Genomic DNA, 24,094 nt, shown 5'->3' with positions numbered 1-24,094 from the left:
TGATGTCCCCAATTTGTGGAGCCCATCAACCCCGCCGTTTTGGTTCAAGGTTGATGGGTTTTTTGTTGCCTTAAATTCACCTTTCTCTAATCTTTTCTTCTCGCTCGCCGTCAAAACATATATGATTAAGCATATGTGATTTAATCGACTAGCAGGAATCCACATGCTCCACCCGCTCCAGCTCTTCAAAACCCTCTCCGACGAAACGCGGCTCGCCATCGTCATGCTGCTCCGTGAAGCCGGAGAATTGTGCGTCTGCGATCTCTGCTCCGCCACCACCGAGTCGCAACCGAAAGTCTCACGCCACATGGCCTTGCTGCGCGAGTCCGGGCTGGTTATCGATCGTCGCGAGGGCAAATGGGTCCATTACCGTCTCTCTCCAAACATGCCTGCATGGGCGGCAACTGTTATCGACAACAGCTGGAACTGCCTGCGGGAAGAGACGCGCATGAAGCTTAAAAACCGACTTTCAGGCTCGTGCTGATAACAACACATTCACAAAAACAGATATATCGGAGTAACAAATGTTTCTGGCAGGGGCAATTTTTCTGTTTACGCTGGTACTGGTCATCTGGCAGCCCAAAGGACTGAGTATTGGCTGGAGCGCCACCATCGGCGCCGTGCTCGCGCTGATTAGCGGCGTAATTCACATTAACGATATTCCGGTCGTGTGGAATATCGTCTGGAACGCCACGGCGACGTTTATCGCCGTTATCATCATCAGCCTTCTGCTGGATGAGTCCGGCTTTTTTGAGTGGGCGGCGCTGCACGTTGCCCGCTGGGGAAATGGCCGCGGGCGATTGCTATTTACGTATATCGTGCTGCTGGGTGCAGCCGTGTCGGCGCTGTTTGCCAATGACGGCGCGGCGCTGATCCTGACGCCTATAGTTATCGCCATGCTGCTGGCGTTGGGGTTCAGCAAGCAGGCCACGCTGGCGTTTGTGATGGCAGCAGGTTTTATCGCCGATACCGCCAGCCTGCCGCTGATTGTGTCTAACCTGGTCAACATTGTGTCGGCAGACTTCTTTAAGCTGGGGTTCAGCGAATACGCTTCGGTAATGATCCCGGTTGATATCGCCGCGATTGCCGCAACGCTGGTGATGCTCCATCTCTTCTTCCGCAAGGAAATTCCCCCGAAATATGACCTGGCAAAACTCCGCGAGCCCGCTCGGGCCATTCACGATCTCCCGACGTTCAGAACGGGCTGGATCGTCCTGCTCCTTCTGCTCGTCGGTTTCTTCGTGCTTGAACCTCTCGGCATTCCGGTCAGCGCCATTGCGGCCGTCGGCGCGCTGATTTTGTTTGCCGTTGCAAAACGCGGACATGCGATAAACACCGGAAAAGTGCTGCGCGGCGCACCGTGGCAGATCGTTATCTTCTCGCTGGGGATGTATCTGGTAGTGTATGGCCTGCGCAATGCAGGGCTGACGGAATATCTCTCAGGCGTACTGGATAGCCTGGCCGGACACGGGCTGTGGATCACCACGCTGGGAACCGGGTTCATCACCGCGTTTCTGTCATCCATAATGAACAATATGCCCACGGTACTGATTGGCGCGCTCTCCATTGAGAGCAGTACGGCGACAGGCTTGATCAAGGACGCGATGATTTACGCCAACGTGATTGGCTGCGATTTGGGGCCAAAAATCACCCCTATCGGCAGCCTCGCCACCCTGCTCTGGCTCCACGTGCTGGCGCAGAAAAACATGACGATTACCTGGGGCTACTATTTCCGGACGGGCATCATTATGACGCTGCCGGTCCTGTTTGTGACGCTCGCCGCGCTGGCGCTACGTCTCTCCTTCACACTGTAATGAGCCACTGATATGAGCCACATCACTATCTATCACAACCCCGCCTGCGGCACGTCGCGCAACACGCTGGAGATGATCCGCAACAGCGGCACGGAGCCAGAAATTATCCTCTATCTGGAAACTCCGCCGTCGCGCGATGAGCTGACCACTCTGATTGCCGATATGGGCATTTCAGTGCGAGACCTGCTGCGTAAAAACGTGGAGCCCTATGAACAGCTGGGCCTTGCCGACGATAACTTCACCGACGACCAGCTTATCGATTTTATGCTGCAACACCCGATCCTGATTAACCGTCCGATCGTGGTGACGCCGCTGGGCACCCGCCTGTGCCGCCCATCTGAAGTTGTCCTCGACATCCTGCCGGACGCGCAGAAAGGGGCGTTTACGAAAGAGGATGGCGAAGCCGTCGTTGACGCCAGCGGGAAAAAAATCGAACACAGGTAAAAGTGACAGGGCGAGTAATACCTAAGGGTTCCCCTCGCCCGCAATTCTCCCCACCATCGCCCGGATCTCTTCGCGGGTTAACGGCGTCCGGTCGGTCACGTAGTGCAGCGTCATCCCTTCGATAAACCCGTCCAGCGCGCGGGTGGTGACCGGGTCGAACCACTGCTCCAGCGTGGTCTGGCTCATCTTCATCCAGTCCTGCATCACCGTTTTGAGCGCCGCGCTGCGGTGCATAAAGGCGTAGAGCTGATACATCAGCGCCATGTTGTGCGGGGTCGTCACCTGCGAGCTGTGAATCAGCGTGGTGATGGATTCGCACGCCATTTCCGGCCCGGTGACGCCGGCGAAGAAATCCCGGTACTGCTGCGACATCTGCCGGGTAAACCACGTGAAGGCCTCCTCCAGCAGCGGCTCCATACCGTCGAAATAGTAGGTCATCGACCCCAGCGGCACGCCCGCGCAGGTGGCGATTTTACGGTGCGTGACGGCGTGAATCCCGTGCCCGGCAATGGTATCAAGCGTTGCCTGCAGGATCTTCTCCCGGCGATGCGGATCGTTCGGTGGTCTGCTCATAAATTCCTCACGTGGTTTGTGTACAAATGTACACATACTTGCTAGTGTTGTCGCTATTGTTGTACTTCTGGTGCTACCCCAATGACGCTGACCTCTCCCCGTAAAGCCCTGCAGCTCCGCCTGTGGGCGCTGTTTATGTTCTTCTTTATTCCCGGCCTGCTGATGGCCTCCTGGGCCACGCGTACGCCCGCCATTCGCGATATTTTGTCCGTTTCTACCGCTGAGATGGGCATCGTGTTGTTCGGCCTGTCGATAGGCTCCATGAGCGGCATCCTCTGCTCCGCGTGGCTGGTGAAGCGCTTTGGCACGCGGGCGGTGATCCGCACCACCATGTGTTTTGCCGTGTTAGGGATGGGGATATTGAGCACCGCGCTGTGGTTTGCTTCGCCGGTGCTTTTCGCCCTGGGCCTGACGGTATTTGGTGGAAGCTTCGGTTCGGCAGAGGTTGCAATAAACGTTGAAGGGGCAGCGGTCGAACGTGAGATGAACAAAACCGTGCTGCCGATGATGCACGGCTTTTACAGCCTCGGCACGCTTGCCGGTGCGGGCGTGGGGATGGCGCTGACGGCCACTGGCGTGAGCGCGAATCTGCATATCCTGCTGGCGGCGCTGGTGTGCATCATTCCGATCCTGACCGGCATCCGGGCCATCCCGGACGGCACCGGTAAGAACTCCGCGGACGAACAGCACTCGGCCGAAAAAGGGCTGCCCTTCTACCGCGATTTCCAGCTGATGCTGATCGGCGTGGTTGTGCTGGCGATGGCGTTCGCCGAAGGTTCCGCCAACGACTGGCTGCCGCTGCTGATGGTGGACGGTCACGGCTTTAGCCCGACCTCCGGCTCGCTGATTTACGCCGGGTTTACGCTGGGGATGACGGTCGGGCGTTTCACCGGCGGCTGGTTTATCGACCGCTATAGCCGCGTGGCGGTGGTGCGCGCCAGCGCCCTGCTGGGCGGGCTGGGCATCGCGATGATCATTTTTGTGGATGTCGACTGGATTGCCGGCGTCTCGGTGATCCTCTGGGGACTGGGCGCGTCGCTCGGCTTCCCGCTGACCATTTCAGCCGCCAGCGACACCGGCCCGGATGCCCCGACGCGCGTCAGCGTGGTGGCAACCACGGGCTATCTCGCCTTCCTGGTCGGGCCGCCGCTGCTCGGCTTCCTCGGCGAGCACTACGGGCTGCGCAGTGCCATGCTGGTGGTATTAGGGTTGGTCATCATCGCCGCGCTGGTGGCGCGCGCGGTGGCAAAGCCGGAAACGAAACACACGACACTGGAGAAGGGATATGAGCGTTAAACTGATCGCCGTCGACATGGATGGCACATTCCTGAGCGATGCCAAGACCTATAATCGCCCGCGCTTTCTGGCGCAGTACGCCCGCATGAAGGAGCAAGGCATTCGCTTCGTGGTCGCCAGCGGCAACCAGTACTACCAGCTGATCTCCTTTTTCCCGGAGATTGCGCATGAAATTGCGTTCGTCGCCGAAAACGGCGGCTGGGTCGTGAGCGAAGGTGAAGATGTCTTTAACGGCGAACTGTCGAAAGCCCATTTCGCGACCGTCGCGAACGTGTTAAACGACGTTCCGGGCATTGAGATCATCGCCTGCGGGAAAAGCAGCGCGTACACGCTGAAATGCTATGACGAAGGCTTTAAGGATATCGCGGCAAAGTACTATCACCGTCTCGAAATGGTCAGTGATTTTGACAACCTGAACGATATTTTCTTCAAGTTCGGGCTTAACGTTTCTGATGATGAAATTCCGCGTATTCAGGCGCTGCTGCATGAAAAGCTGAGTGACATCATGGTGCCCGTCACCACCGGTCACGGCAGTATCGACCTGATTATCCCCGGCGTGCATAAAGCCAACGGCCTGCGGATCCTGCAAAAGCGCTGGGGCATAGACGATAGCGAAGTGGTGGCCTTCGGCGACAGCGGCAACGACGTGGAGATGCTGCGCCAGTCCGGGTTCAGCTTTGCGATGGCGAATGCCAGGCCGCATATAAAAGCGGCGGCGCGTTTTGAAGCGCCGCATAATAACGATGAAGGCGTTTTAAACGTGATTGAGAAGGTGTTGAACGGGGAAGCACCGTTTAATTGACCGCGTGCGGTCTGGTGCCCTCACCCTAACCCTCTCCCACAGGGAGAGGGAATAAAGATCACGGTTGCAGAGTGTTTCCGACGCGTTTGTCTTTCAGGAACACCACCATCAGTCCAACCCACAGCACGCCGTTGGCGAGGTTAAACAGGCTGAACAACCCGTTGCCGCCCATCACGTAGGCATGCTTGCTCACTTCAATACCGACGGTAAAAATCAGCATCTGCAACATCCCCATCGCCGCTGAGACTGTTCCTTTACTCATCTCACTGGCAAACAGCGTCAGGCGCACCAGCCCGGCGTTGGCCACGCCAATCCCGAAAGCATAGAGGCTGAGTCCCGCCGTCATCCAAAGATAGGCGTGGGATGATGCGACGGTTGCCACAGCAGCCAGAATCAGCCCTGCCGCAATCGGCCAGCCGCCCATGATAATCAGTGAACGCACGGTGCGGCGTGACGTCAGACGTGCCAGCACCAGGTTCCCGATAATCAGCGCGCCAAAGATCGGCACCTGCAGCAGGCCATACTCATAGCTGCTGAGCTTTTCGCCGCTGATGATAATAACCGGCGACTGCGCAATCCACGCCAGCAGCGGCAGGCTAACGAACCCGGTCGCCAGCGCGCCCGCCACAAAGCGGCCATTCTTCAGCACCTCTTTGTAATCCCGACCCAGCTCTTTCAGCGAGAGCTTCTCGCCGATGCGGGTCGCCGTTTCCGGCATCGCACGGTGCAGGCCAAAGAATGCGATGGCGGCGAGAACCGCAAAGAGCACAAACATCCCTTCCCACGGCGCAACATGCACCCACGCGGCACCCACCAGCGGCCCGAGTAAGGGAGCAATCAGCGCCACGTTCGCCATCAGCGCGGTAATTTTGATGCACACCGCCTCTTCAAACGACTCCTGAATGGCGGCATACCCCACGGCGCCGATAAAGCACAGGCTCACCCCCTGCAGGAAGCGCAGCAGGGTAAATTGTTCAATGTTTTGCGCCAGCAGCGTGGCGAGACAGGTGACGACAAACCAGACCACGCCCGTCAGCATTACCGGACGGCGGCCAATACGATCCGACAGCGGGCCTAACAGCCACTGTAAAAACATGCCGCCAGCCAGATAGGCGGTCATGGAGGTCGGTACCCACTCAATACCCGCGTTGTACTGCGCAACGACGGCCAGCATACCGGGCTGGATCATATCGTTGCCGATATAGGTAGAGAATTCGTAGAGCACCAGACACAGAGGGAAAAGCAACGCCTGACGACCCAGACGTGAACCAGAAGAAGAACGGTTTAACATGCAATCTCTTTATAATGACAAAATCGCGACGAGTTTAATGAAATGCCGCAGCCCGAGATAGTGATATATCGAGGATAAACAGAAATAAAGCACATATCGTCTTCGTTTAAGGTTTCCTTAAGTTGACAGTTTTATGATAGCCCGATTACTCGTCAACGACCCCAAATTATGGCACTCACCTCCAGCCGTTCAGAATTGTCTAACTTACAGACAAATAAGACAAAACGACTTTACCGCTTACCGCCCCGCTTTTATGGTTATCAGCTTTTCATACTGATTGCCCTTGCCGTGGTGTTTACGTGGCTATCGCGCAATGAAGCGCTCGACAGATGGATCACCGGCTTTTGGTATGACGCGGCAACGCAGAGCTTCCCGCTGCAGAAAGACCATCTGCTGGATCTGCTGAACCACCGTCTGGCGAAGTACATTGCCATCGCCTTAGGTGCCGTGGCGCTGTTTTACGGCGCTTACAAGCGTAACGCAAGGCTGGTTATGGCGGCGCTGCTGATGGGGCTCGGTGCGCTGGTAGTAGGTGCGTTGAAAAGCGTGAGCCATCACAGCTGTCCGTGGGATCTGGTGGAGTATGGCGGAAAGGCCGTCTCTTATCCCCTTTTCAGTGCCCTACCTTCTGACAGCGGTCCGGGGCGCTGTTTCCCCGGCGGTCATGCCTCCAGCGGCTTTATGGTGATGGGGCTGTTTTTTGCCTTCTGGCGCGAGCGTCCGCGTCTCGCCTGGAGCTTTGTGATCCTCGGCGTGGCGCTCGGTCTGGCGATGGGCTTCGGCCAGGTCATGCGCGGGGCACATTTTTTCTCTCACAACCTGTGGGCCGGGTGGTGGGTCTGGTTTTCCCAGGTGGCCGTCTACGGGCTGGTTTCCACCTGGTTTGCTAAAGAGTGATAACGCTATGCTAGAGAATCTGAATTATCAGCTGTTTTATCTGATCAATGCCACGCCAGCCTCGCCTGAGTGGACGATCGATTTTGCCACCTTTCTCGCAAAAGATCTGATCGGTATCGTGCCTGCACTGGCAGTCATCCTCTGGTTATGGGGTCCCCGCAGCCAGGTGAAGGCGCAGCGCCAGCTGGTGATTAAAGTCGCAATGGCGCTCGGCGTAAGCGTCCTGGTGAGCTACATTCTCGGCCATGCGTTCCCGCACGATCGTCCTTTTGTCGATCGCGTGGGCTATACCTTCCTGCACCACGCGCCGGATGACTCGTTCCCGAGCGATCACGGGACAGTGATCTTCACCTTTGCGCTGGCCTTCCTGTTCTGGCATCGCCTGTGGTCCGGTGCGATCCTGATGGTGGCAGCCATGGCTATCGCCTGGTCTCGCGTTTACCTGGGCGTTCACTGGCCGCTGGATATGGTGGGCGGTTTCCTGGTCGGGCTGATTGGCTGCGTGAGCGCGGCTATTCTGTGGAGCCTCTTCGGTGAAGCGCTTTACCGCACGCTGTCTTCGCTCTATCGCGCCATTTTCGCTATCCCGATCCGCAAAGGCTGGATACGTGACTAACCCCAACCTGACAGGTTACACTTGAGCCCCCGCCCTGCGGGGGTTCACTTTTTTATCCCGAGGAACTATGGAAACACGTCGCGATGACCGCATTGCTCAGCTGCTACAGGCGCTGAAGCGCAGCGATAAGCTGCATCTTAAGGAAGCCGCCAACCTCCTCGGCGTCTCAGAGATGACCATTCGTCGGGATTTGAACAGCGAAAGCGCGCCCGTCGTGCTGCTGGGCGGGTATATTGTGCTTGAGCCGCGTAGCGCCAGCCATTATCTGATCAGCGACCAGAAGACGCGCCTGGTGGAAGAGAAACGCAAAGCCGCCCGGCTTGCGGCCTCACTGGTACAGCCGCACCAGACGCTGTTTTTTGACTGCGGAACCACAACGCCCTGGATTATCGAAGCCATCGACAGCAGCCTCCCTTTCACCGCCGTGTGCTACTCCCTGAATACCTTTCTGGCCCTTCAGGAGAAACCGGAGTGCCGGGTGATCCTCTGCGGCGGTGAGTTTCACGCCAGCAACGCCATCTTTAAGCCGCTTAACCTGCAGGACACGCTCAGCAACCTCTGTCCGGATATCGCGTTTTATTCCGCCGCAGGCGTCAACGTGCGTCAGGGCGCGACCTGCTTTAACCTGGAAGAGCTGCCGGTGAAGCACTGGGCGTTAAGCGCCGCGCAGTACCATGTGCTGGTGGTCGATCACAGTAAGTTTGGTAAGGTGCGTTCGGCGAGAATGGGCGAGCTGGCGCAGTTTGACGCCATCGTCAGCGACTGCCGCCCGGACGACGAGATTGTGGCCCATGCGAAGGCGCAGCAGGTGAAGTTGATGTATTAAAAGGGGTGCGGTGTGATACCCGCACCCCGGCCCTCTCCAACAGGGAGAGGGAGAAAATCCATCAGGTTTAGCTAAACCAGCTGCCAAACCATCCGTGGAATTTCATTAATACGAAATCCCACATCCGGCTGAAGAAGCCGCCCTCTTCTACCGCTTCCATCACAATCAGCGGACGCTGTTCAATAGACTTACCGTTTAGCTGGAAATCAATCGTCCCAACCACCTGGCCCTTTTTCAGCGGCGCCGTGAGCTGCGGGTCGGTCAGGGTATAGCTGGCCTTCAGGTTTTTCAGCTGGCCACGAGGAATGGTTACCGAGCCCGCTTCGCCAGCGCCCAGATTCACTTCACTCTTGTCGCCAAACCAGACGCGCTGGCTGACGAACGTGGCATCCGGTTTAATCGGCGTCACGGTTTCATAGAAACGGAAGCCCCAGGTCAGCAGTTTTTCTGATTCGTTAAACCGGATGCGATCGGTTTTAGTACCCAGCACCACCGAAATCAGGCGCATGTCGCCCTGAGTCGCGGAGGCCACCAGGTTATAGCCTGCGCCCGCCGTGGTGCCGGTTTTCATTCCGTCCACGTTAACGTTGCTGCTCCACAGCAGGCGGTTGCGGTTCGGCTGGCGGATTTTATTGAAGGTAAACTCTTTCTCTTTATGGATGGCGTATTCATCCGGCACGTCGTGGATCAGCGCTTTCCCCAGCAGCGCCATGTCGCGCGCGGTACTGAACTGTCCCGGCGAATCCAGACCGTGAACCGTTTTGAACGTGGTGTTGGTTAAGCCCAGTTTCTGCGCGTAGCCATTCATCAAGCCAATGAAAGAATCCTGGCTGCCGGCAACGTAATCGGCCAGCGCGATGCACGCATCATTTCCCGACTGAATAATTACCCCTTTGTTCAGATCGGAAACGGAAACCTGATCGCCTGGCTTCAGGAACATCACGGAAGACCCGCGCAGCGCCGGGTTTCCGGTCGCCCAGGCATCCTTCCCGATGGTGACCATATCGTCCAGCTTAATCTTGCCCGCTTTCAACGCCTGGCCGACCACATAGCTGGTCATGATTTTGGTCAGGCTTGCCGGATCGAGTTTCTCATCCGCATTGCCTTCCGCCAGCACTTTACCGCTGGAATAATCCATCAGGATCCAGGCGCGCGCATCCACAGGCGGCGCTTCGGGCGCAGCCTGTTCAGCTGCGTAGAGGGTTGGTGCAAACAGGAAAAGGAGCGCAGAGCCTGTCGCAAGGCTGCGCAGAGAAGTCATTTTACGCGTCATAAATGCCACCCGAGTGTCCATTCAAAAATTACGTCACATCACCGTGTCGCAAGAAGCGATGAGTAATAGCGCACTAAAACGGTTAAAGAAACCCAACGAGGGTAAAGTTATTAAAGTTTATGCAATAACATTCAGATACGCTTTGATTCAGGCGATTTTTTTGTCTTCTGTTGCGTAATTGTTAGGTTTATCTCACCATGGCGAAAGCTGACCCGGATTCACATCTCATCAGGAGTAAATATGATTACGCTATGGGGCAGGAACAACTCGACCAACGTTAAGAAAGTGCTCTGGACGCTCGAGGAGTTGGATTTACCGTTCAATCAAATCATGGCCGGCATGTCGTTCGGCGTGAACAAAGAGGCCGACTATCTGGCCATGAATCCGAACGGACTGGTGCCGCTGCTGCGCGATGATGAAACAGACGCGACGCTTTGGGAGTCCAACACCATTGTGCGTTACCTTGCCGCCCAGTACGGTCAGGGCCGCCTGTGGGTAGAAAGCCCTGCGCAGCGCGCCCAGGGCGAAAAGTGGATGGACTGGGCGAATCAGACGCTATCGCCAACCCACCGCGTGATCCTGATGGGGCTTATCCGTACGCCGGAAGCCGAGCGCGACTATCCGGCCATTCATGCCGCCCAGGACGCCTGCGAAAACCTGTTTGCGATGATGGATGACGAACTGGCGAAGCACGCCTGGTTCTCCGGTGAGGCCTTCGGCGTGGGCGATATTGCCGTAGCGCCGTTCGTCTGGAACCTGACCAACATGGGCCTGAAGTGGACGCCGTGCCCTCACCTTGAGCGCTGGCTTAAACAGCTGAGCGATCGCCCGGCTTACCGCAACGTGGTGATGATCCCGGTCACCTGATTACGCACCGGACGGGCTGACTTTCAACAGCTGCCCGTCCGTCTCGTCGGTCAGGACATATAAATAGCCGTCTGGCCCCACCCGCACATCGCGAATACGACGATCCCGGTCGCCCAGAATGCGCCCGTCCTCCGTCACCTTGTTTCCCTCAACGCTCAGCACGATAACGTCCTTTTCCTTCAGCGCCCCAATAAACAGCTTGTTTTTCCACTGCGGGAAGACGTCGCTGTTGTAAAACGCCATCCCGCTCACGGCAGGTGACACTTTCCAGACGAACAGCGGTTTCTCGGTGCCCTCAACGTGCTCGCCTTTGGCTTCCGGGATTTTCAGGCCGCTGTAGTTAATGCCGTGCGTTGCCAGCGGCCAGCCGTAGTTCTTTCCTTTCTCCGGGATGTTGATCTCATCCCCGCCGCGCGGGCCGTGCTCGTTCAGCCACAGCGCGTCGCTCCATGGATTCATCGCCATCCCCTGCGGGTTACGAATGCCGTAAGACCAGATTTCGGGGCGCGCGCCGGGAGTATTCACAAACGGGTTATCCGGCGGCACTTTCCCGTCTTCGGTGAGGCGCACGACTTTACCCTGCAGCTTGTCCAGATCCTGCGCCGTCGGACGCTGGTTGTTCTCGCCGAGTCCGATAAAGAGAGCGCCTTTGCCGTCGAACACCAGCCGCCCGCCAAAATGGTTCCCGGTGGAGAGTTTCGGCATCTGGCGGAACACCACCTGGAAAGCGTCAATCCGCGTCAGATCGTCGCTCAGTCGGCCATAGCCCACCGCCGTTCCGGCTTTGCCGTCATGCCCGGCCTCGGCGTAGCTCAGCCAGACGCGGCGCGACTTTTCGAAATCCGGGGCGAGGACCACGTCCAGCAATCCTCCCTGACCGTTTGCCCAGACCTTCGGCACGCCGATAATCGGATCGGACAGCCCTTTTCCGGCCTGCCAGCGTTTGAGCTGACCGCCCTTCAGGGTCACCAGCAGGCCTTTATTGTCCGGCAAAAATGCCAGAGACCATGGGTGATCGAGTTTATTTTGCAGCACCTCGACCTTGACCGCCTCTGGGGCTGCAAGTAGCGAAAACGGAACGAACAGCGCAAACAGGGAAATTAGCGAGGATCGAGTCATAACGCGCTCCTTTATCGGCATATGGCATAAAGGTTAGCCACTGCATCCGGGCGCGTTACCACTTTTACAAAAGCTTAATCAGAAGGGGGAGTTGCCTCCCCCTGGCTCAGTGCTGTTCAAGCTTCTCGTGCTCGTTCAGGCACATGATGCATAGAGAGAGCGTGGTCAGGCAGTTTTCAAGCTTCTCCGCGTTAACAGCGATAAAATTCGGGCAGTCGTGGCGTCCATTCATCAAACATACCCCAGCGATGGAGAGCACCTCAGCGGCGCGGTGCAGCGCGATCAGCTCACTTTCGCCGTAGTTCGCCTTCAGGGTCGGTGCTTTTTCACGCATGAAATTACACAGTTCAAACAGGTTATCACGCAGATGTTCGCTTTCGCTGACTGACATATACCCTTTCGCCTTCCTCAACTGCAGGTACGCGGCCAGGTCGATTCGGGCGTTGATCAGCTTGTTCAGCAGATCGCGTTTTAGTCTGTCAACGGTCATGCTCTTTCCTCCTCTGTCAGCCATTGTGCATAATCAGGATAAGTACATTTTTTGTACAGTTTAATGCCTGGGATCAATTTTTATTAACTGATTAACATTATTTACAATGTTACAACGTCTGCCCGACGCATCCGCCTTGCGAAGAGTGTATAAATCCCCCGCGATACGCTGTAAAATCCCGCCCTGATAACTCCATAATTGATGAATTTTTAACCTATGAGCAATGTTACGCACCAGCCGAAAATCGGCTTCGTCTCCCTGGGCTGCCCGAAAAACCTGGTGGATTCCGAACGCATCCTGACCGAACTGCGCACCGAGGGCTATGACGTGGTGCCAAGCTACGACAACGCCGATATGGTGATCGTGAACACCTGCGGGTTTATCGACAGCGCGGTTCAGGAGTCACTGGAAGCCATCGGTGAAGCCCTGACGGAAAACGGCAAAGTGATTGTTACCGGCTGTCTGGGCGCGAAAGAAGACCAGATCCGCGAGGTGCACCCGAAGGTGCTGGAGATCACCGGCCCGCACAGCTACGAGCAGGTGCTGCAACATGTTCATCACTACGTGCCAAAACCCAAGCACAACCCGTTCCTGAGCCTGGTGCCAGAACAGGGCGTGAAGCTGACGCCGCGCCACTACGCGTACCTGAAAATTTCCGAAGGCTGCAACCATCGCTGCACCTTCTGCATCATCCCGTCCATGCGTGGCGATCTGGTGAGCCGTCCGATTGGTGAAGTGCTGGCGGAAGCGAAACGTCTGGCCGACGCGGGCGTGAAGGAGCTGCTGGTCATCTCCCAGGACACTTCGGCTTACGGCGTGGACGTTAAGCACCGCTCTGGTTTCCACAACGGCGAGCCGGTGAAAACCAGCATGGTGGGCCTGTGCGAGCAGCTGTCCAGGCTCGGTATCTGGACGCGTCTGCACTACGTATACCCGTACCCGCACGTTGACGACGTGATCCCGCTGATGGCGGAAGGCAAAATTCTGCCGTACCTGGATATTCCGCTGCAGCACGCCAGCCCGCGTATCCTGAAGCTGATGAAGCGTCCCGGCTCCGTTGACCGTCAGCTGGCGCGCATCAAGCAGTGGCGTGAAATCTGCCCGGATCTGACCCTGCGCTCCACCTTCATCGTCGGCTTCCCGGGTGAAACCGAAGAAGATTTCCAGATGCTGCTCGACTTCCTGAAAGAAGCCCGTCTGGACCGCGTTGGCTGCTTCAAGTACAGCCCGGTAGAGGGCGCAACCGCCAACGAGCTGGCTGACCAGGTGCCGGAAGAGGTAAAAGAAGAGCGCTGGAACCGCTTCATGCAGCTGCAGCAGCAGATCTCTGCCGAGCGTCTGCAGGAGAAAGTGGGCCGCGAGATCATGGTCATCGTTGACGAAGTGGACGAAGAAGGCGCGATTGGCCGCAGCATGGCGGATGCCCCTGAAATCGACGGTGCGGTGTACCTGAACGGCGAAACCAGCGTTAAGCCGGGTGATATTATTCGCGTGAAGGTTGAAAACGCGGATGAGTATGACCTGTGGGGTAGCCGGGTTTAATCTCCCCACTCCGCTTTTGTAGGCCGGGTAAGGCGTAGCCGCCACCCGGCACATTTCACTGCACTACCCCTTAATCCTCGGATCCAGCGCGTCGCGCAGCCCGTCACCCAGCAGGTTAAACGCCAGCACGGTCAGAAAAATCGCCAGACTCGGGAAGATCGCCACGTGCGGCGCAATCACCATATCTGCCCTCGCCTCGTTCAGCATCGCGCCCCACTCCGGCGTCGGAGGCTGTGCGCCTAACCCCAGAAACGACAGGCTGGCCGCCGAGATAATCGACACGCCGATACGCATGGTGAAATAAACCACGATAGACGACACCGTACCCGGCAAAATATGGCTGAACAGAATGGTGGCGTCGCTGGCCCCCATGCTGCGGGCGGACTCGATAAAGGTCTGCTGTTTAAGCACCAGCGTGTTGCCGCGCACCAGACGCGCAAACGCGGGAATCGAAAAGATCGCTACAGCAATAATGACGTTCGCCATGCCGCTGCCCATGATCGCCACCACGGCAATCGCCAGCAAAATGCCGGGGAAAGCAAACAGCACGTCGCAGACGCGCATGATAATGCGGTCCCACCAGCCTTCGTAATACCCGGCAACGAGACCCAGCACGATACCGATGGCCGCGCCGATCAGCACCGCGAACACCCCAGCGGCAAGCGAGATCTGCGCCCCCACCAGCACGCGGCTAAAGATATCCCGCCCGAGGGAGTCCACACCGAACCAGTGCAGCATCGACGGTCCGTCGTTCAGACGGTCATAGTCAAAATAGTTTTCCGCATCAAACGGCACCACCCACGGCGCAATCACTGCCACCGCAATCAGCAGCAGCACAAACAGCCCCGCGGTCATCGCGACCGGCTGACGACGAAAACGCCGCCAGAATTCAGACCACGGGGTGCGGACGTGGTCCGGTTTTAGCCCCGGCATGGCGTTTAAAACGGCCTGACGTCGCCAGTTCAACAATCGCATCTTACTTGTACCTGATGGCCGGGTTAATGGCGGCGTAGAGCACGTCCACCACTAAGTTGATAAGAATAAACTCCAGCGAGAAAAGCAGGACTTCCGCCTGAATCACCGGGTAGTCGCGCATCTCGACGGAATCGACCAGCAGGCGCCCCAGTCCCGGCCAGTTGAAGACCTTTTCCACGACGATCGAGCCGCCGAGCAGGAAGCCAAACTGCAGCCCCATCATCGTCACCACCGGGATCATCGCATTGCGAAATCCGTGTTTCAGAATGACCCACTTCTCGCTAACCCCTTTCGCCCGCGCGGTGCGAATATAATCTTCGCTCAGCACGTCAACGAACGAGGCGCGGGTAAAGCGGGCCATTACCGCTGAAACGGCAGCCCCCAGCGTCATGGAAGGAAGGATGTAATGCTTCCATGTATCGGCCCCGACGGTGGGCAGCCAGCCCAGTTCGACGGAGAAGATCTGCATCAGCAGCATCCCCAGCGCGAACGCCGGGAAGGAGATACCGGTTACCGCCAGCGCCATGCCGAGCTTGTCCGGCCAGCGGTTGCGCCAGACGGCCGCGACAATCCCGGCGCCAAGCCCAAACACGACCGCCCAGCTCATGCTGGCTATCGTTAACCAGAACGTCGGCATAAAGCGGGTGGCAATCTCCTCCGACACCGGACGGCGCGACACCATCGAGATACCAAAATCGCCCTGCAGAACATTACAGATGTAATGGATGAACTGCATATACAGCGGCTGGTCGAGGCCAAGCTGCTTACGCACCAGGTCAATGACGGTGGCATCCGCTTCAGGGCCGGCAACCAGACGCGCCGGATCGCCCGGCAGCATATGGACAAACAGAAACACCAGGACCGCCACAATCAGCAGCGTCGGGATAAGCCCCAGCAGGCGTTTACAAACATAATTCAGCATGAGGTTTATTTTAAATCCGCATCGTCAAAGCTAAAGCCCGTGTCCGGCATGATGTAGAACCCGGTCAACGCTTTATTATGGGCTGACACCAGTTTCTCCACCACCAGCGGCACCCACGGTGACTCTTTCCAGATAATATCCTGCGCGTCTTTGTAGAGGCGCGCTTTCTCTTCCGGTTTGGTGGTTTTCAGGGCATCGGCCAGGTCTTTGTCCACCTGCGGGTTGCTGTAAAACGCGGTGTTGAACAGGGTTGGAGGCCAGTTCTGCGAGGCGAACAGCGGCGACAGCGCCCAGTCGGCTTCACCGGTCGAGGCCGTCCAGCCGGTATAGAACATCCGCACGCCGCTCTCTTTCTGCCCTTTCCCCTCCACTTCTGCCGCACGCTGTCCGGCATCCATCGCGGTCACCTGCGCCTTGATGCCGACCTGCGCCAGCTGCTGCTGGGTAAACTGCAGCACCTTCTGGGCGGTACTGTGATTATGCGAGGACCACAGCGTGGTGCTGAAACCGTTGGGGAAGCCCGCCTCTTTCAGCAGCTCGCGCGCTTTGGCTGGATCGTACGGCCACGGCTGATAGCTTTGCGCATAGGCGATTGCCGGCGGCAGCACGCCGGTCGCCGGCGTGGCATAGCCCGCAAATGCGACCTTCACCAACGCCTGACGGTTAATGGCATAGTTGATAGCTTCACGCACCTTCGGGTTATCGAACGGCTTTTGCGTGACGTTCATGCTGATGTAGCGCTGCATGATCGACGGACTGGCGACCAGCTCCAGCTTGCTGTTTTTCTGCAAAATAGCGGCCTGCTCATACGGGATCGGGAAGGCAAACTGCGCCTCGCCGGTTTGCAGCATCGCCGCGCGGGTGTTGTTGTCCACCACCGGGCGCCAGGTGATGGTATCGAGCTTCGGCAGCCCCTGCTGCCAGTATCCCGCGAATTTCTTCACCTTCACAAAATCGGTCTGGTTCCAGGTAAGCAGTTCGTAAGGACCGGTGCCTACAGGGTGGAAACCAATCTCCTTGCCGTATTTCTTCAGCGCGGCAGGGGAAATCATCGCCGTTGCCGGATGCGCCAGGATATTGATAAATGCGGAGAACGGCTCTTTCAGGGTGATTTTTACCGTCGCCGGGTCAACCACCTCGGTGCTGGCGATATTTTTATACAGGTTATAGCGCTTGAGGCTATTTTCCGGATTGCTGGCGCGATCGAGGTTAACCTTCACCGCCTCCGCATTGAAATCTGTCCCATCCTGGAACTTCACGCCGGTTCTGAGCTTAATGGTATACACCAGCCCGTCGTCGGACACGGTGTACCCCTCCGCCAGCACGTTTTTGAGCTTCATCTCTTTATCAAGGCCGAAAAGGCCCTGATAAAACGATTTCGCCACCGCCTGAGAGAGCGTGTCGTTGGCGTCATACGGATCGAGCGTGGTGAAATTGGAGCCGACGGCAACCACCACGTCTTTGGCAGCGAACGCGGGGGCAGCGGACAGGGCTGCCGTCGCGCTCGCGGCTAACAACCATCTACGCGCTATAAAAGTAACCATTGTGTTCTCCTGCCTGTTGTAAGTTATAACCGCGAAAAAGCATTGTCCTGACGCGGGGGAGCCACGAAATGACCCGGCCCGACCTCGCGCAGCGTCACGCGCTCCACGGCCTCGCCGCGTTTACGAATATTGCCCGGCATTTCATCCTGCAGCAGCACGCGCTGGCCGCGACGATGCGCGGGATCGGCAACCGGGACCGCCGCGATAAGCTTGCGGGTGTAAGGATGCTGCGGGTTTTCAAACACCGCCCTTCGCGGCCCAATCTCCACGATCTGCCCCATAAACATCACCGCCACGCGATGGCTGATGCGCTCGACCACGGCCATATCGTGCGAGATAAACAGGAAGGCAATCCCCATATCCCGCTGTAAATCCAGCAGTAAATTAATGATTTGCGCGCGGATAGAGACATCCAGCGCCGAGACGGATTCATCGGCAATCACCACTTTCGGGTTCAGCGCCAGCGCGCGGGCGATGCAGATACGCTGCCGCTGTCCGCCGGAAAACTCGTGCGGATAACGCCAGGCGTGTTCCGGCTTCAGGCCGACGCGCTCCAGCAGCCAGGCCACGCGCCGCTGCGCCGCCTCGCCGTCGAGCAGGTTATGCACCCGCAGCGGCTCCATGATCGAATACCCCACCGTATGGCGCGGATCGAGGGAGGCATACGGATCCTGGAAAATAAACTGAATATCTCGCCGCACCGCCTGCAGCCTGCTGTCCGGAAGGGTATCAATGCGCTCACCGTTAAAGGTAATACTGCCTTCCTGTGATTCCACCAGACGGAGCAACGCCCGCCCGGTGGTGGACTTACCGCAACCTGACTCCCCCACCAGCGCCAGCGTTTCGCCCGGCCAGAGATCGAAACTGACGTTTTCCACCGCGTGCACTTCGCGCTTGACGCGGTTCAATACGCCGCTGCGCAGCGGAAAACGGGTGACCAGATTGCGCACTTCCAGAATGGGCTTACCCGGCACCACGGTGTCCTGCTCGCGCTCATCCTCCTGCAGCTCAGAGGCCTCGAGGGAAATCAGCGGAAAACGGCGCGGCAGATCGCTGCCGTTCATCGCCCCCAGGCGCGGGACCGCCGCCAGCAGCGCTTTGGTGTAAGGATGCGCGGGGGCGTGAAAAATCTGCTCAACCGTGCCGGTTTCTACTGCGCAGCCCTTGTGCATCACCAGTACGCGATCGGCGATATCGGCAACCACGCCCATATCGTGGGTGATAAAGATCACCCCCATCTCCATCTCCTGCTGCAGCACGTTGATGAGCTGCAGGATCTGCGCCTGAATCGTCACGTCCAGCGCCGTCGTCGGTTCATCGGCAATCAGCACCGCCGGACGGCACGAGAGCGCCATGGCAATCATCACCCGCTGGCGCATGCCGCCGGAAAGCTGATGCGGGTAGCGGCCCAGAATGGCCTGCGCCTCCGGAATGCGCACCAGCTCCAGCATCCGTCGGGCCTCTTTGAGCGCCTCATCGCTGCTCAATCCTTGATGCAGGCGGATGGACTCGGCGATTTGTTCCCCTACCGGGAAAACCGGGTTCAGGGAGGTCATCGGCTCCTGGAAGATCATCGCAATATCCGCCCCGCGCACGCCCTGCATCTGTGAGCCGCTCAGCTCATTTAAATCAATGACCTGAAGGTTACGACGGCGCAGGAGCATTTTCTCGCTGCTGATTTGCCCGTCCGTCTGTTCCAGCAGGCGCATCAGCGCCAGCGCGGTAACCGATTTACCGGAGCCGGACTCGCCAACAATCGCCAGCGTCTCGCCGCGCCTGAGCGTGAACGATAAATTCTGTACTGCGGGGATGAACTGCCGCTCTTCCTGAAACGCAATATTCAGCTGATGGACAGCCAGCACTTCGCGGTTGTCCAGTTCTTCACTGTGCGGCACGCGCTGCCCCCTTATTCACGATAGATACCCGTGCTCGGTTCATCACCGGCATAACCCCAGGCCCGGTACATGCCTTCGCTGTTGAACGGCAAAGCCACGTTGCCCTCACGATCCACCGCAATGAGTCCGCCGACGCCGCCCAGGGCAGGCAGTTTCTCCATCACCACGCGCTCGCAGGCTTCACTGAGGCTTAAACCGCCGTAATCCATCAGCGCGGTAATGTCGTAGGCCGCGAGGGCGCGGATAAACACTTCCCCGGTTCCGGTACACGACACTGCCGCCGTCGCGTTATTGGCATAGCAGCCGGCACCCGGCAGGGGGCTATCACCGACGCGCCCGGGCAGCTTGTTGGTAATGCCGCCAGTTGACGTCGCCGCCGCGAGGTTTCCGGCCTTATCCAGCGCCACCGCGCCGACCGTGCCCATTTTGGTGGTTTCATCGAGCGGCGCTGCATGGTCAAGCTGCGTCATACCCGCTGTACGGGCGTCCAGCAGCTGCTGATAGCGCTCCTCGGTGGAAAACAGATCCGGCGATACCGGTTCCATTCCGTGCTCGAAGGCAAACGCCTCCGCCCCGGCCCCCGTCAGCAGCACGTGCGGACTCTCCTCCATCACCAGACGCGCGGCCAGCACAGGATTGCGCAGATGGCTCACGCCCGCCACGGCGCCCGCTTTCAGGGTGACGCCGTCCATCACGCAGGCATCCAGCTCGTGCGTTTCATCCCGGGTAAAGACCGAACCGATCCCCGCATTAAATAGCGGGCACTCTTCCAGCAGGCGCACCGCCTCGGTGACCACGTCCAGCGCGCTTTCGCCCGCTTCCAGCATTTTCTGGCCCGTTTCCACAATGGCGTACAGCGCGTCGATATAGCGCTTTTCCTGCTCGGGACTGAGCTGTGCTCGGGTGATTGCCCCGGCGCCACCATGAATTGCAATTACCGCATTAACCATTCGCATCACCCGTTAGCCTGATTTGCGGCTTTTTCTATAAATATCATTATCGTCGATGAAACTTCAGAAGATTTTTGAATATAGAAAGACGTAACTGTGATGTAAAGCGTACACCCATCGGGTCATACAGTTAGCCGCACTTTTCTGCCATAATGAGCGCTTTCGTTGTTACTCCGCAGGAGCCCACCATGGATTTTACCGCCGGACTGATGCCGCTTGAGACGGCACTCACGCAGATGCTTGACCGAGTTTCCCCGCTGCATGACGTTGAGACGCTGCCCCTCGTGCGCTGTTTTGGCCGTATTGCCGCACGCGATATCGTCTCGCCGATGAACGTGCCGGGGTTTGATAACTCCGCGATGGACGGTTACGCGGTACGCCTGGCGGATCTCCAGACGGGTAACGCCCTGCCGGTGGCGGGTAAAGCCTTTGCGGGTCAGCCGTTTAGCGGTGAATGGCCTGCGGGCACCTGCGTGCGCATCATGACCGGCGCGCCGGTTCCGGCCGGCTGCGACGCCGTGGTAATGCAGGAAGAGACCGAACAGACCGACGACGGCGTGCGTTTTACCGCGAACGTTAAAGCGGGCCAGAACATCCGCCGCACGGGCGAAGATATCACGCTTGGGGCGACGGTCTTTGCCGCCGGGCAAAAGCTGACGGTGGCGGAGCTGCCGGTGCTGGCCTCGCTCGGCATCGCGGACATCGACGTTATCCGTAAAGTGCGCGTCGCCGTTTTCTCCACCGGCGACGAGCTGCAGCTTCCGGGCCAGCCGCTGCAGGACGGCCAGATATACGACACCAACCGCCTGGCGGTACACCTGATGCTGGAGCAGCTTGGCTGCGAAGTGATCAACCTCAGCATCATTCCTGACGATCCGGAAAAACTGCGCGCCGCGTTTGTCGAGGCGGATAACGCAGCCGACGTGGTCATCAGCTCCGGCGGCGTCTCCGTGGGCGAAGCGGATTACACCAAAACCCTTCTTGAAGAACTGGGCGAAATCGCCTTCTGGAAGCTGGCGATTAAGCCGGGCAAGCCGTTCGCGTTTGGCAAGCTTCCACACGGCTGGTTCTGCGGCCTGCCGGGTAATCCGGTCTCGGCGGCACTCACCTTCTACCAGCTGGCGATCCCGCTGCTGGCGAAGCTTTCCGGCAACAGCGCCAGCCCGCTGCCAGAACGCCAGCGCGTACGTGCCGCCACGCGCCTGAAAAAATCGCCGGGCCGCCTCGATTTCCAGCGCGGCATCCTGGCGCGCAACGCGGACGGAGAGCTAGAAGTGAGCACCACCGGGCACCAGGGCTCGCATATCTTCAGCTCCTTCAGCCAGGGTAACTGCTTTATCGTCCTGGAGCGCGAGCGCGGCAATGTGGAAGCCGGTGAATGGGTTGAGGTCGAGCGCTTTAACCACCTGTTCGGAGGCTGACATGACGGTGGAGCTGAGCGACCAGGAGATGATGCGCTACAACCGCCAGATTGTGCTGCGCGGGTTTGATTTCGAAGGCCAGGAAGCGCTTAAGGCAGCAAGCGTGCTGGTTGTCGGGCTCGGCGGTCTTGGCTGCGCCGCCACGCAGTATCTTGCCGCGGCGGGCGTGGGCAGGATGACGCTGCTGGATTTCGATACCGTATCGGTGTCCAACCTGCAGCGCCAGACGCTGCACAGCGATGCGACGGTTGGCCAGCCGAAAGTGGACTCTGCCCGCACGGCGCTGGCACGCATTAACCCTAATTGTGAATTCACCCTGATTGACGCGATGCTGGATGACGACGCGCTGTCCGCGCAGATTACTCAGCACAACCTGGTGCTGGACTGCACCGATAACGTAGCCGTCCGTAACCAGCTGAACGCGGGCTGTTTTGCCCACAAAATCCCGCTGGTCTCAGGCGCGGCGATCCGCATGGAGGGGCAAATTAGCGTCTTCACTTACGCGAAAGGCGAACCCTGCTACCGCTGCCTGAGCCGCCTGTTCGGCGAGAATGCGCTGACCTGCGTTGAGGCGGGCGTGATGGCGCCGCTGGTCGGCGTGATTGGCTCACTGCAGGCGATGGAAGCGATCAAAGTCCTGGCGCACTACGGCGCGCCAGCCGCGGGGAAAATCGTCATGTATGACGCGATGACCTGCCAGTTCCGCGAGATGAAGCTGATGCGTAATCCTGGGTGTGAGGTTTGCGGAGGTTAAAGCAAACGGCAACCTTCAGGTTGCCGTTTTAGTGTTTGCTCCCTCTCCCTGTGGGAGAGGGTTGGGGTGAGGGCATCAGGCCGCCCCCATCAGATCGACGTCCGTCCAAACGCCCCCTGCCAGTCCTGCTCAAACTTCACAATCGCCGCATCTACTGCCGGAGAGGTAATAAATTGCTGCGCCACGTCCAGCGGCAGAGTGATGGACTCGCACCCTGCCAGCAGGCAGTCCAGCGCCTGACGCGGCGTTTTAAAGCTCGCGGCCAGCACCTTTGACTGCGGGACGTGCAGCGTCAGCAATTGTTGCAGTTCAACCACGGTCTGGATCCCGTCCCCACCCTGCGCGTCCACGCGGTTAACGTAGGGTGCCACATACTCCGCCCCCGCCAGCGCGGAGAGCATCCCCTGCGCAGCACCGTAAACCGCCGTACCCAGCGTCGGGATCCCCTCAGCCTTCAACATTTTGATCGCCGCCAGCCCTTCGGCGGTCACCGGCACTTTCACCACCAGGTCGTTAATGATGGCGCGCAGCTTACGCGCGTCTTCAACCATCCCTTCGGCGGTGGTCGCCATCACCTGGGCGAACAGACGGCCTTTGCCGCCCAGCGCATCGTGCAGCGCCGGCAGCAGCTCGTCCAGCGGCGTTTTACCTGCCGCCACAATGCTTGGGTTGGTGGTCACGCCCGCCAGCGGGAAGATACGCGCCAGCTTTTTAACTGCCGCAACGTCAGATGTGTCGAGATAAAGTTCCATGATGTCACCCTCAAAATTTGCCTGCACTTACCCTATCACGACAAAACCTGCTCAGTAGTTGACCTGCATCAAGATAACTTTCATTCGAAAGCCATTTAATCTTCATATGCAATTCGAGAGGCAAAATCATGATCTTCAATATTCAGCGTTACTCTACCCACGACGGCCCCGGTATTCGCACCGTGGTGTTCCTGAAAGGCTGCTCGCTGGGCTGTCGCTGGTGCCAGAACCCGGAAAGCCGCTCCCGCAAACGGGACGTGCTGTTTGACGCGCGTCTGTGCCTGGACGGCTGCGACCTGTGCCAGCAGGCGGCGCCGGGCTGTATCGAACGCGCGCTGAATGGCCTGGTGATTCACCGCGAAAAGCTGAGTGAAGAGTCGCTTAATGCCCTCACCGACTGCTGCCCGACGCAGGCGCTGACCGTCTGCGGTGAAGAACAGCAGGTCGAGGAGATCATGGCGACCGTACTGCGCGACAAACCCTTCTACGACCGCAGCGGCGGCGGGATCACCCTCTCCGGGGGCGAGCCGTTTATGAACCCTGAGCTGGCACATGCCCTGTTTAAAGCCAGCCACGAACAGGGGATCCACACCGCCGTGGAAACCTGCCTTCACGTACCGTGGCACTACATTGAGCCGTCTTTACCGTACGTCGATCTGTTCCTCGCCGACCTGAAGCACGTCGACGGGGAGGTGTTCAAACAGTGGACGGACGGTTCGGCTAAGCGAATCCTGGACAACCTGAAGCGCCTTGCCGCCGCCGGGAAAAAAATCACCATCCGCGTGCCGCTGATCCAGGGCTTTAACGCTGACGAAGCGTCTATCACGGCTATTACCAACTTTGCCGCCGACGAACTCGGCGTAGAGGATATTCATTTTCTGCCGTATCACACGCTGGGCATGAACAAATACACCCTGCTCGGCCAACCTTACTCTGCCCCTGACAAACCGCTGGATAACCCTGCCCTGCTGGACTTCGCGCAGCAGTACGCCTGCCAGAAAGGGTTAACCGCGACCTTACGAGGATAAACC

At 58.4% G+C, this 24,094-nt stretch carries 24 protein-coding genes; 13 read left to right on the top strand and 11 right to left on the bottom strand.

All coding sequences use genetic code 11. The annotated features are described in order from the left end of the window. Positions 1-163: 163 nt before the first annotated feature. The 3 genes from KGP24_RS07535 to arsC are packed head-to-tail and all read left to right on the top strand — an operon-like array spanning position 164 to position 2,258. Entirely contained in the window at positions 164-484 is a 321-nt protein-coding gene (locus tag KGP24_RS07535) for a metalloregulator ArsR/SmtB family transcription factor (protein ID WP_045142923.1), read from the top strand. Between the two features lie 40 nt (positions 485-524). Continuing rightward, on the top strand, positions 525-1,814 hold the full coding sequence (locus KGP24_RS07530) for an arsenic transporter (RefSeq protein WP_223562889.1): 1,290 nt from the start codon (positions 525-527) through the stop codon (positions 1,812-1,814). Positions 1,815-1,826: 12 nt separating this feature from the next. Further along, a complete protein-coding gene (gene arsC / locus KGP24_RS07525) occupies positions 1,827-2,258 on the top strand; it encodes a glutaredoxin-dependent arsenate reductase (protein ID WP_223562888.1) in 432 nt (143 codons plus the stop codon). 21 nt (positions 2,259-2,279) lie between these two features. On the opposite strand, the gene KGP24_RS07520 is transcribed toward arsC, so the two are convergent. Beyond that, complete coding sequence (locus KGP24_RS07520; RefSeq protein ID WP_223562887.1) at positions 2,280-2,831, bottom strand: TetR family transcriptional regulator; 552 nt, start codon at positions 2,829-2,831, stop codon at positions 2,280-2,282. Between the two features lie 81 nt (positions 2,832-2,912). Here KGP24_RS07520 and KGP24_RS07515 point away from each other — a divergent pair, with 81 nt between their 5' ends. Beyond that, entirely contained in the window at positions 2,913-4,127 is a 1,215-nt protein-coding gene (locus KGP24_RS07515) for an MFS transporter (protein WP_223562886.1), read from the top strand. After that, positions 4,117-4,929 (top strand): Cof-type HAD-IIB family hydrolase, encoded by an 813-nt coding sequence (locus KGP24_RS07510; RefSeq protein WP_223562885.1) that lies wholly within the window; start codon positions 4,117-4,119, stop codon positions 4,927-4,929. Before KGP24_RS07515 ends, KGP24_RS07510 begins: the two co-directional genes overlap by 11 nt. Before the next feature lie 58 nt (positions 4,930-4,987). On the opposite strand, the gene KGP24_RS07505 is transcribed toward KGP24_RS07510, so the two are convergent. Next, positions 4,988-6,220, bottom strand: a complete 1,233-nt coding sequence (locus tag KGP24_RS07505; RefSeq protein ID WP_223562884.1) for an MFS transporter — start codon at positions 6,218-6,220, stop codon at positions 4,988-4,990. 168 nt (positions 6,221-6,388) lie between these two features. On the opposite strand from KGP24_RS07505, the gene KGP24_RS07500 reads away from it, so the two are divergent. The 3 genes from KGP24_RS07500 (at position 6,389) to deoR (ending at position 8,559) form a co-directional block, all read left to right on the top strand. Then, positions 6,389-7,117 (top strand): phosphatase PAP2 family protein, encoded by a 729-nt coding sequence (locus KGP24_RS07500; protein WP_223562883.1) that lies wholly within the window; start codon positions 6,389-6,391, stop codon positions 7,115-7,117. A gap of 7 nt (positions 7,118-7,124) precedes the next feature. Beyond that, the gene (gene ybjG / locus KGP24_RS07495) at positions 7,125-7,733 is read left to right on the top strand and encodes an undecaprenyl-diphosphate phosphatase (protein WP_223562882.1); all 609 of its coding nucleotides are present in this window, start codon (positions 7,125-7,127) and stop codon (positions 7,731-7,733) included. 67 nt (positions 7,734-7,800) lie between these two features. Continuing rightward, positions 7,801-8,559: a DNA-binding transcriptional repressor DeoR gene (deoR, locus tag KGP24_RS07490; RefSeq protein ID WP_223562881.1), complete on the top strand. Its 759-nt coding sequence runs from the start codon at positions 7,801-7,803 to the stop codon at positions 8,557-8,559. A gap of 67 nt (positions 8,560-8,626) precedes the next feature. Here deoR and dacC read toward each other — a convergent pair whose 3' ends face one another. After that, complete coding sequence (gene dacC, locus KGP24_RS07485; protein ID WP_223562880.1) at positions 8,627-9,832, bottom strand: serine-type D-Ala-D-Ala carboxypeptidase; 1,206 nt, start codon at positions 9,830-9,832, stop codon at positions 8,627-8,629. Positions 9,833-10,072: 240 nt separating this feature from the next. Here dacC and KGP24_RS07480 point away from each other — a divergent pair, with 240 nt between their 5' ends. Further along, entirely contained in the window at positions 10,073-10,699 is a 627-nt protein-coding gene (locus tag KGP24_RS07480) for a glutathione S-transferase family protein (protein WP_223562879.1), read from the top strand. Here KGP24_RS07480 and KGP24_RS07475 read toward each other — a convergent pair whose 3' ends face one another. Together KGP24_RS07475 and bssR are read right to left on the bottom strand one after the other, a co-directional pair. Further along, positions 10,700-11,818, bottom strand: a complete 1,119-nt coding sequence (locus KGP24_RS07475; protein ID WP_223562878.1) for a PQQ-dependent sugar dehydrogenase — start codon at positions 11,816-11,818, stop codon at positions 10,700-10,702. A 106-nt stretch (positions 11,819-11,924) separates the two neighbouring features. Continuing rightward, a complete protein-coding gene (gene bssR / locus KGP24_RS07470) occupies positions 11,925-12,308 on the bottom strand; it encodes a biofilm formation regulator BssR (protein ID WP_223562877.1) in 384 nt (127 codons plus the stop codon). A 216-nt stretch (positions 12,309-12,524) separates the two neighbouring features. Here bssR and rimO point away from each other — a divergent pair, with 216 nt between their 5' ends. Further along, complete coding sequence (gene rimO, locus KGP24_RS07465; protein WP_223562876.1) at positions 12,525-13,850, top strand: 30S ribosomal protein S12 methylthiotransferase RimO; 1,326 nt, start codon at positions 12,525-12,527, stop codon at positions 13,848-13,850. 63 nt (positions 13,851-13,913) lie between these two features. Here rimO and gsiD read toward each other — a convergent pair whose 3' ends face one another. The 5 genes from gsiD to iaaA are packed head-to-tail and all read right to left on the bottom strand — an operon-like array spanning position 13,914 to position 20,136. Further along, positions 13,914-14,825 carry a glutathione ABC transporter permease GsiD gene (gene gsiD, locus KGP24_RS07460; protein WP_223562875.1) on the bottom strand — a complete coding sequence of 304 codons (912 nt, stop codon included), beginning with the start codon at positions 14,823-14,825 and terminating at the stop codon, positions 13,914-13,916. A gap of 1 nt (position 14,826) precedes the next feature. Then, positions 14,827-15,747, bottom strand: coding sequence for a glutathione ABC transporter permease GsiC (gene gsiC, locus KGP24_RS07455; protein ID WP_223562874.1), 921 nt, complete (start codon positions 15,745-15,747; stop codon positions 14,827-14,829). Positions 15,748-15,752: 5 nt separating this feature from the next. Beyond that, positions 15,753-17,291 (bottom strand): glutathione ABC transporter substrate-binding protein GsiB, encoded by a 1,539-nt coding sequence (gene gsiB / locus KGP24_RS07450; protein WP_223562873.1) that lies wholly within the window; start codon positions 17,289-17,291, stop codon positions 15,753-15,755. Positions 17,292-17,314: 23 nt separating this feature from the next. Further along, positions 17,315-19,186: a glutathione ABC transporter ATP-binding protein GsiA gene (gene gsiA, locus KGP24_RS07445; protein ID WP_223562872.1), complete on the bottom strand. Its 1,872-nt coding sequence runs from the start codon at positions 19,184-19,186 to the stop codon at positions 17,315-17,317. 11 nt (positions 19,187-19,197) lie between these two features. Then, positions 19,198-20,136: a beta-aspartyl-peptidase gene (gene iaaA, locus KGP24_RS07440; RefSeq protein ID WP_223562871.1), complete on the bottom strand. Its 939-nt coding sequence runs from the start codon at positions 20,134-20,136 to the stop codon at positions 19,198-19,200. Positions 20,137-20,324: 188 nt separating this feature from the next. Here iaaA and moeA point away from each other — a divergent pair, with 188 nt between their 5' ends. Both moeA and moeB read left to right on the top strand, forming a co-directional pair. Next, entirely contained in the window at positions 20,325-21,557 is a 1,233-nt protein-coding gene (moeA, locus tag KGP24_RS07435) for a molybdopterin molybdotransferase MoeA (protein ID WP_223562870.1), read from the top strand. A gap of 1 nt (position 21,558) precedes the next feature. Further along, on the top strand, positions 21,559-22,311 hold the full coding sequence (moeB, locus tag KGP24_RS07430; RefSeq protein ID WP_223562869.1) for a molybdopterin-synthase adenylyltransferase MoeB: 753 nt from the start codon (positions 21,559-21,561) through the stop codon (positions 22,309-22,311). A gap of 89 nt (positions 22,312-22,400) precedes the next feature. Here moeB and fsa read toward each other — a convergent pair whose 3' ends face one another. Further along, the gene (fsa, locus tag KGP24_RS07425; protein WP_223562868.1) at positions 22,401-23,063 is read right to left on the bottom strand and encodes a fructose-6-phosphate aldolase; all 663 of its coding nucleotides are present in this window, start codon (positions 23,061-23,063) and stop codon (positions 22,401-22,403) included. Between the two features lie 128 nt (positions 23,064-23,191). Between fsa and KGP24_RS07420 the strand changes: the two genes are divergently transcribed. After that, complete coding sequence (locus tag KGP24_RS07420; RefSeq protein ID WP_223562867.1) at positions 23,192-24,091, top strand: glycyl-radical enzyme activating protein; 900 nt, start codon at positions 23,192-23,194, stop codon at positions 24,089-24,091. Positions 24,092-24,094 lie beyond the last annotated feature (3 nt).

The organism is Enterobacter sp. JBIWA008, assembly GCF_019968765.1.
In the GTDB taxonomy this organism is placed as follows: domain Bacteria; phylum Pseudomonadota; class Gammaproteobacteria; order Enterobacterales; family Enterobacteriaceae; genus Enterobacter.
This window is presented reverse-complemented; position numbering and strand designations above follow the sequence as displayed.

Bases quoted from the DNA above. Each gene is read 5' to 3' on its own strand.
- KGP24_RS07510 (WP_223562885.1), top strand. From the start codon at position 4,117: ATGAGCGTTAAACTGATCGCCGTCGACATGGATGGCACATTCCTGAGC.
- KGP24_RS07530 (WP_223562889.1), top strand. From the start codon at position 525: ATGTTTCTGGCAGGGGCAATTTTTCTGTTTACGCTGGTACTGGTCATC.
- gsiC (WP_223562874.1), bottom strand. From the start codon at position 15,747: ATGCTGAATTATGTTTGTAAACGCCTGCTGGGGCTTATCCCGACGCTG.
- arsC (WP_223562888.1), top strand. From the start codon at position 1,827: ATGAGCCACATCACTATCTATCACAACCCCGCCTGCGGCACGTCGCGC.
- KGP24_RS07475 (WP_223562878.1), bottom strand. From the start codon at position 11,818: ATGACTCGATCCTCGCTAATTTCCCTGTTTGCGCTGTTCGTTCCGTTT.
- gsiD (WP_223562875.1), bottom strand. From the start codon at position 14,825: ATGCGATTGTTGAACTGGCGACGTCAGGCCGTTTTAAACGCCATGCCG.
- deoR (WP_223562881.1), top strand. From the start codon at position 7,801: ATGGAAACACGTCGCGATGACCGCATTGCTCAGCTGCTACAGGCGCTG.
- rimO (WP_223562876.1), top strand. From the start codon at position 12,525: ATGAGCAATGTTACGCACCAGCCGAAAATCGGCTTCGTCTCCCTGGGC.
- ybjG (WP_223562882.1), top strand. From the start codon at position 7,125: ATGCTAGAGAATCTGAATTATCAGCTGTTTTATCTGATCAATGCCACG.
- fsa (WP_223562868.1), bottom strand. From the start codon at position 23,063: ATGGAACTTTATCTCGACACATCTGACGTTGCGGCAGTTAAAAAGCTG.
- KGP24_RS07520 (WP_223562887.1), bottom strand. From the start codon at position 2,831: ATGAGCAGACCACCGAACGATCCGCATCGCCGGGAGAAGATCCTGCAG.
- KGP24_RS07515 (WP_223562886.1), top strand. From the start codon at position 2,913: ATGACGCTGACCTCTCCCCGTAAAGCCCTGCAGCTCCGCCTGTGGGCG.
- bssR (WP_223562877.1), bottom strand. From the start codon at position 12,308: ATGACCGTTGACAGACTAAAACGCGATCTGCTGAACAAGCTGATCAAC.
- KGP24_RS07505 (WP_223562884.1), bottom strand. From the start codon at position 6,220: ATGTTAAACCGTTCTTCTTCTGGTTCACGTCTGGGTCGTCAGGCGTTG.
- gsiB (WP_223562873.1), bottom strand. From the start codon at position 17,291: ATGGTTACTTTTATAGCGCGTAGATGGTTGTTAGCCGCGAGCGCGACG.
- dacC (WP_223562880.1), bottom strand. From the start codon at position 9,832: ATGACGCGTAAAATGACTTCTCTGCGCAGCCTTGCGACAGGCTCTGCG.
- KGP24_RS07420 (WP_223562867.1), top strand. From the start codon at position 23,192: ATGATCTTCAATATTCAGCGTTACTCTACCCACGACGGCCCCGGTATT.
- KGP24_RS07535 (WP_045142923.1), top strand. From the start codon at position 164: ATGCTCCACCCGCTCCAGCTCTTCAAAACCCTCTCCGACGAAACGCGG.
- moeA (WP_223562870.1), top strand. From the start codon at position 20,325: ATGGATTTTACCGCCGGACTGATGCCGCTTGAGACGGCACTCACGCAG.
- iaaA (WP_223562871.1), bottom strand. From the start codon at position 20,136: ATGGTTAATGCGGTAATTGCAATTCATGGTGGCGCCGGGGCAATCACC.
- moeB (WP_223562869.1), top strand. From the start codon at position 21,559: ATGACGGTGGAGCTGAGCGACCAGGAGATGATGCGCTACAACCGCCAG.
- KGP24_RS07500 (WP_223562883.1), top strand. From the start codon at position 6,389: ATGGCACTCACCTCCAGCCGTTCAGAATTGTCTAACTTACAGACAAAT.
- KGP24_RS07480 (WP_223562879.1), top strand. From the start codon at position 10,073: ATGATTACGCTATGGGGCAGGAACAACTCGACCAACGTTAAGAAAGTG.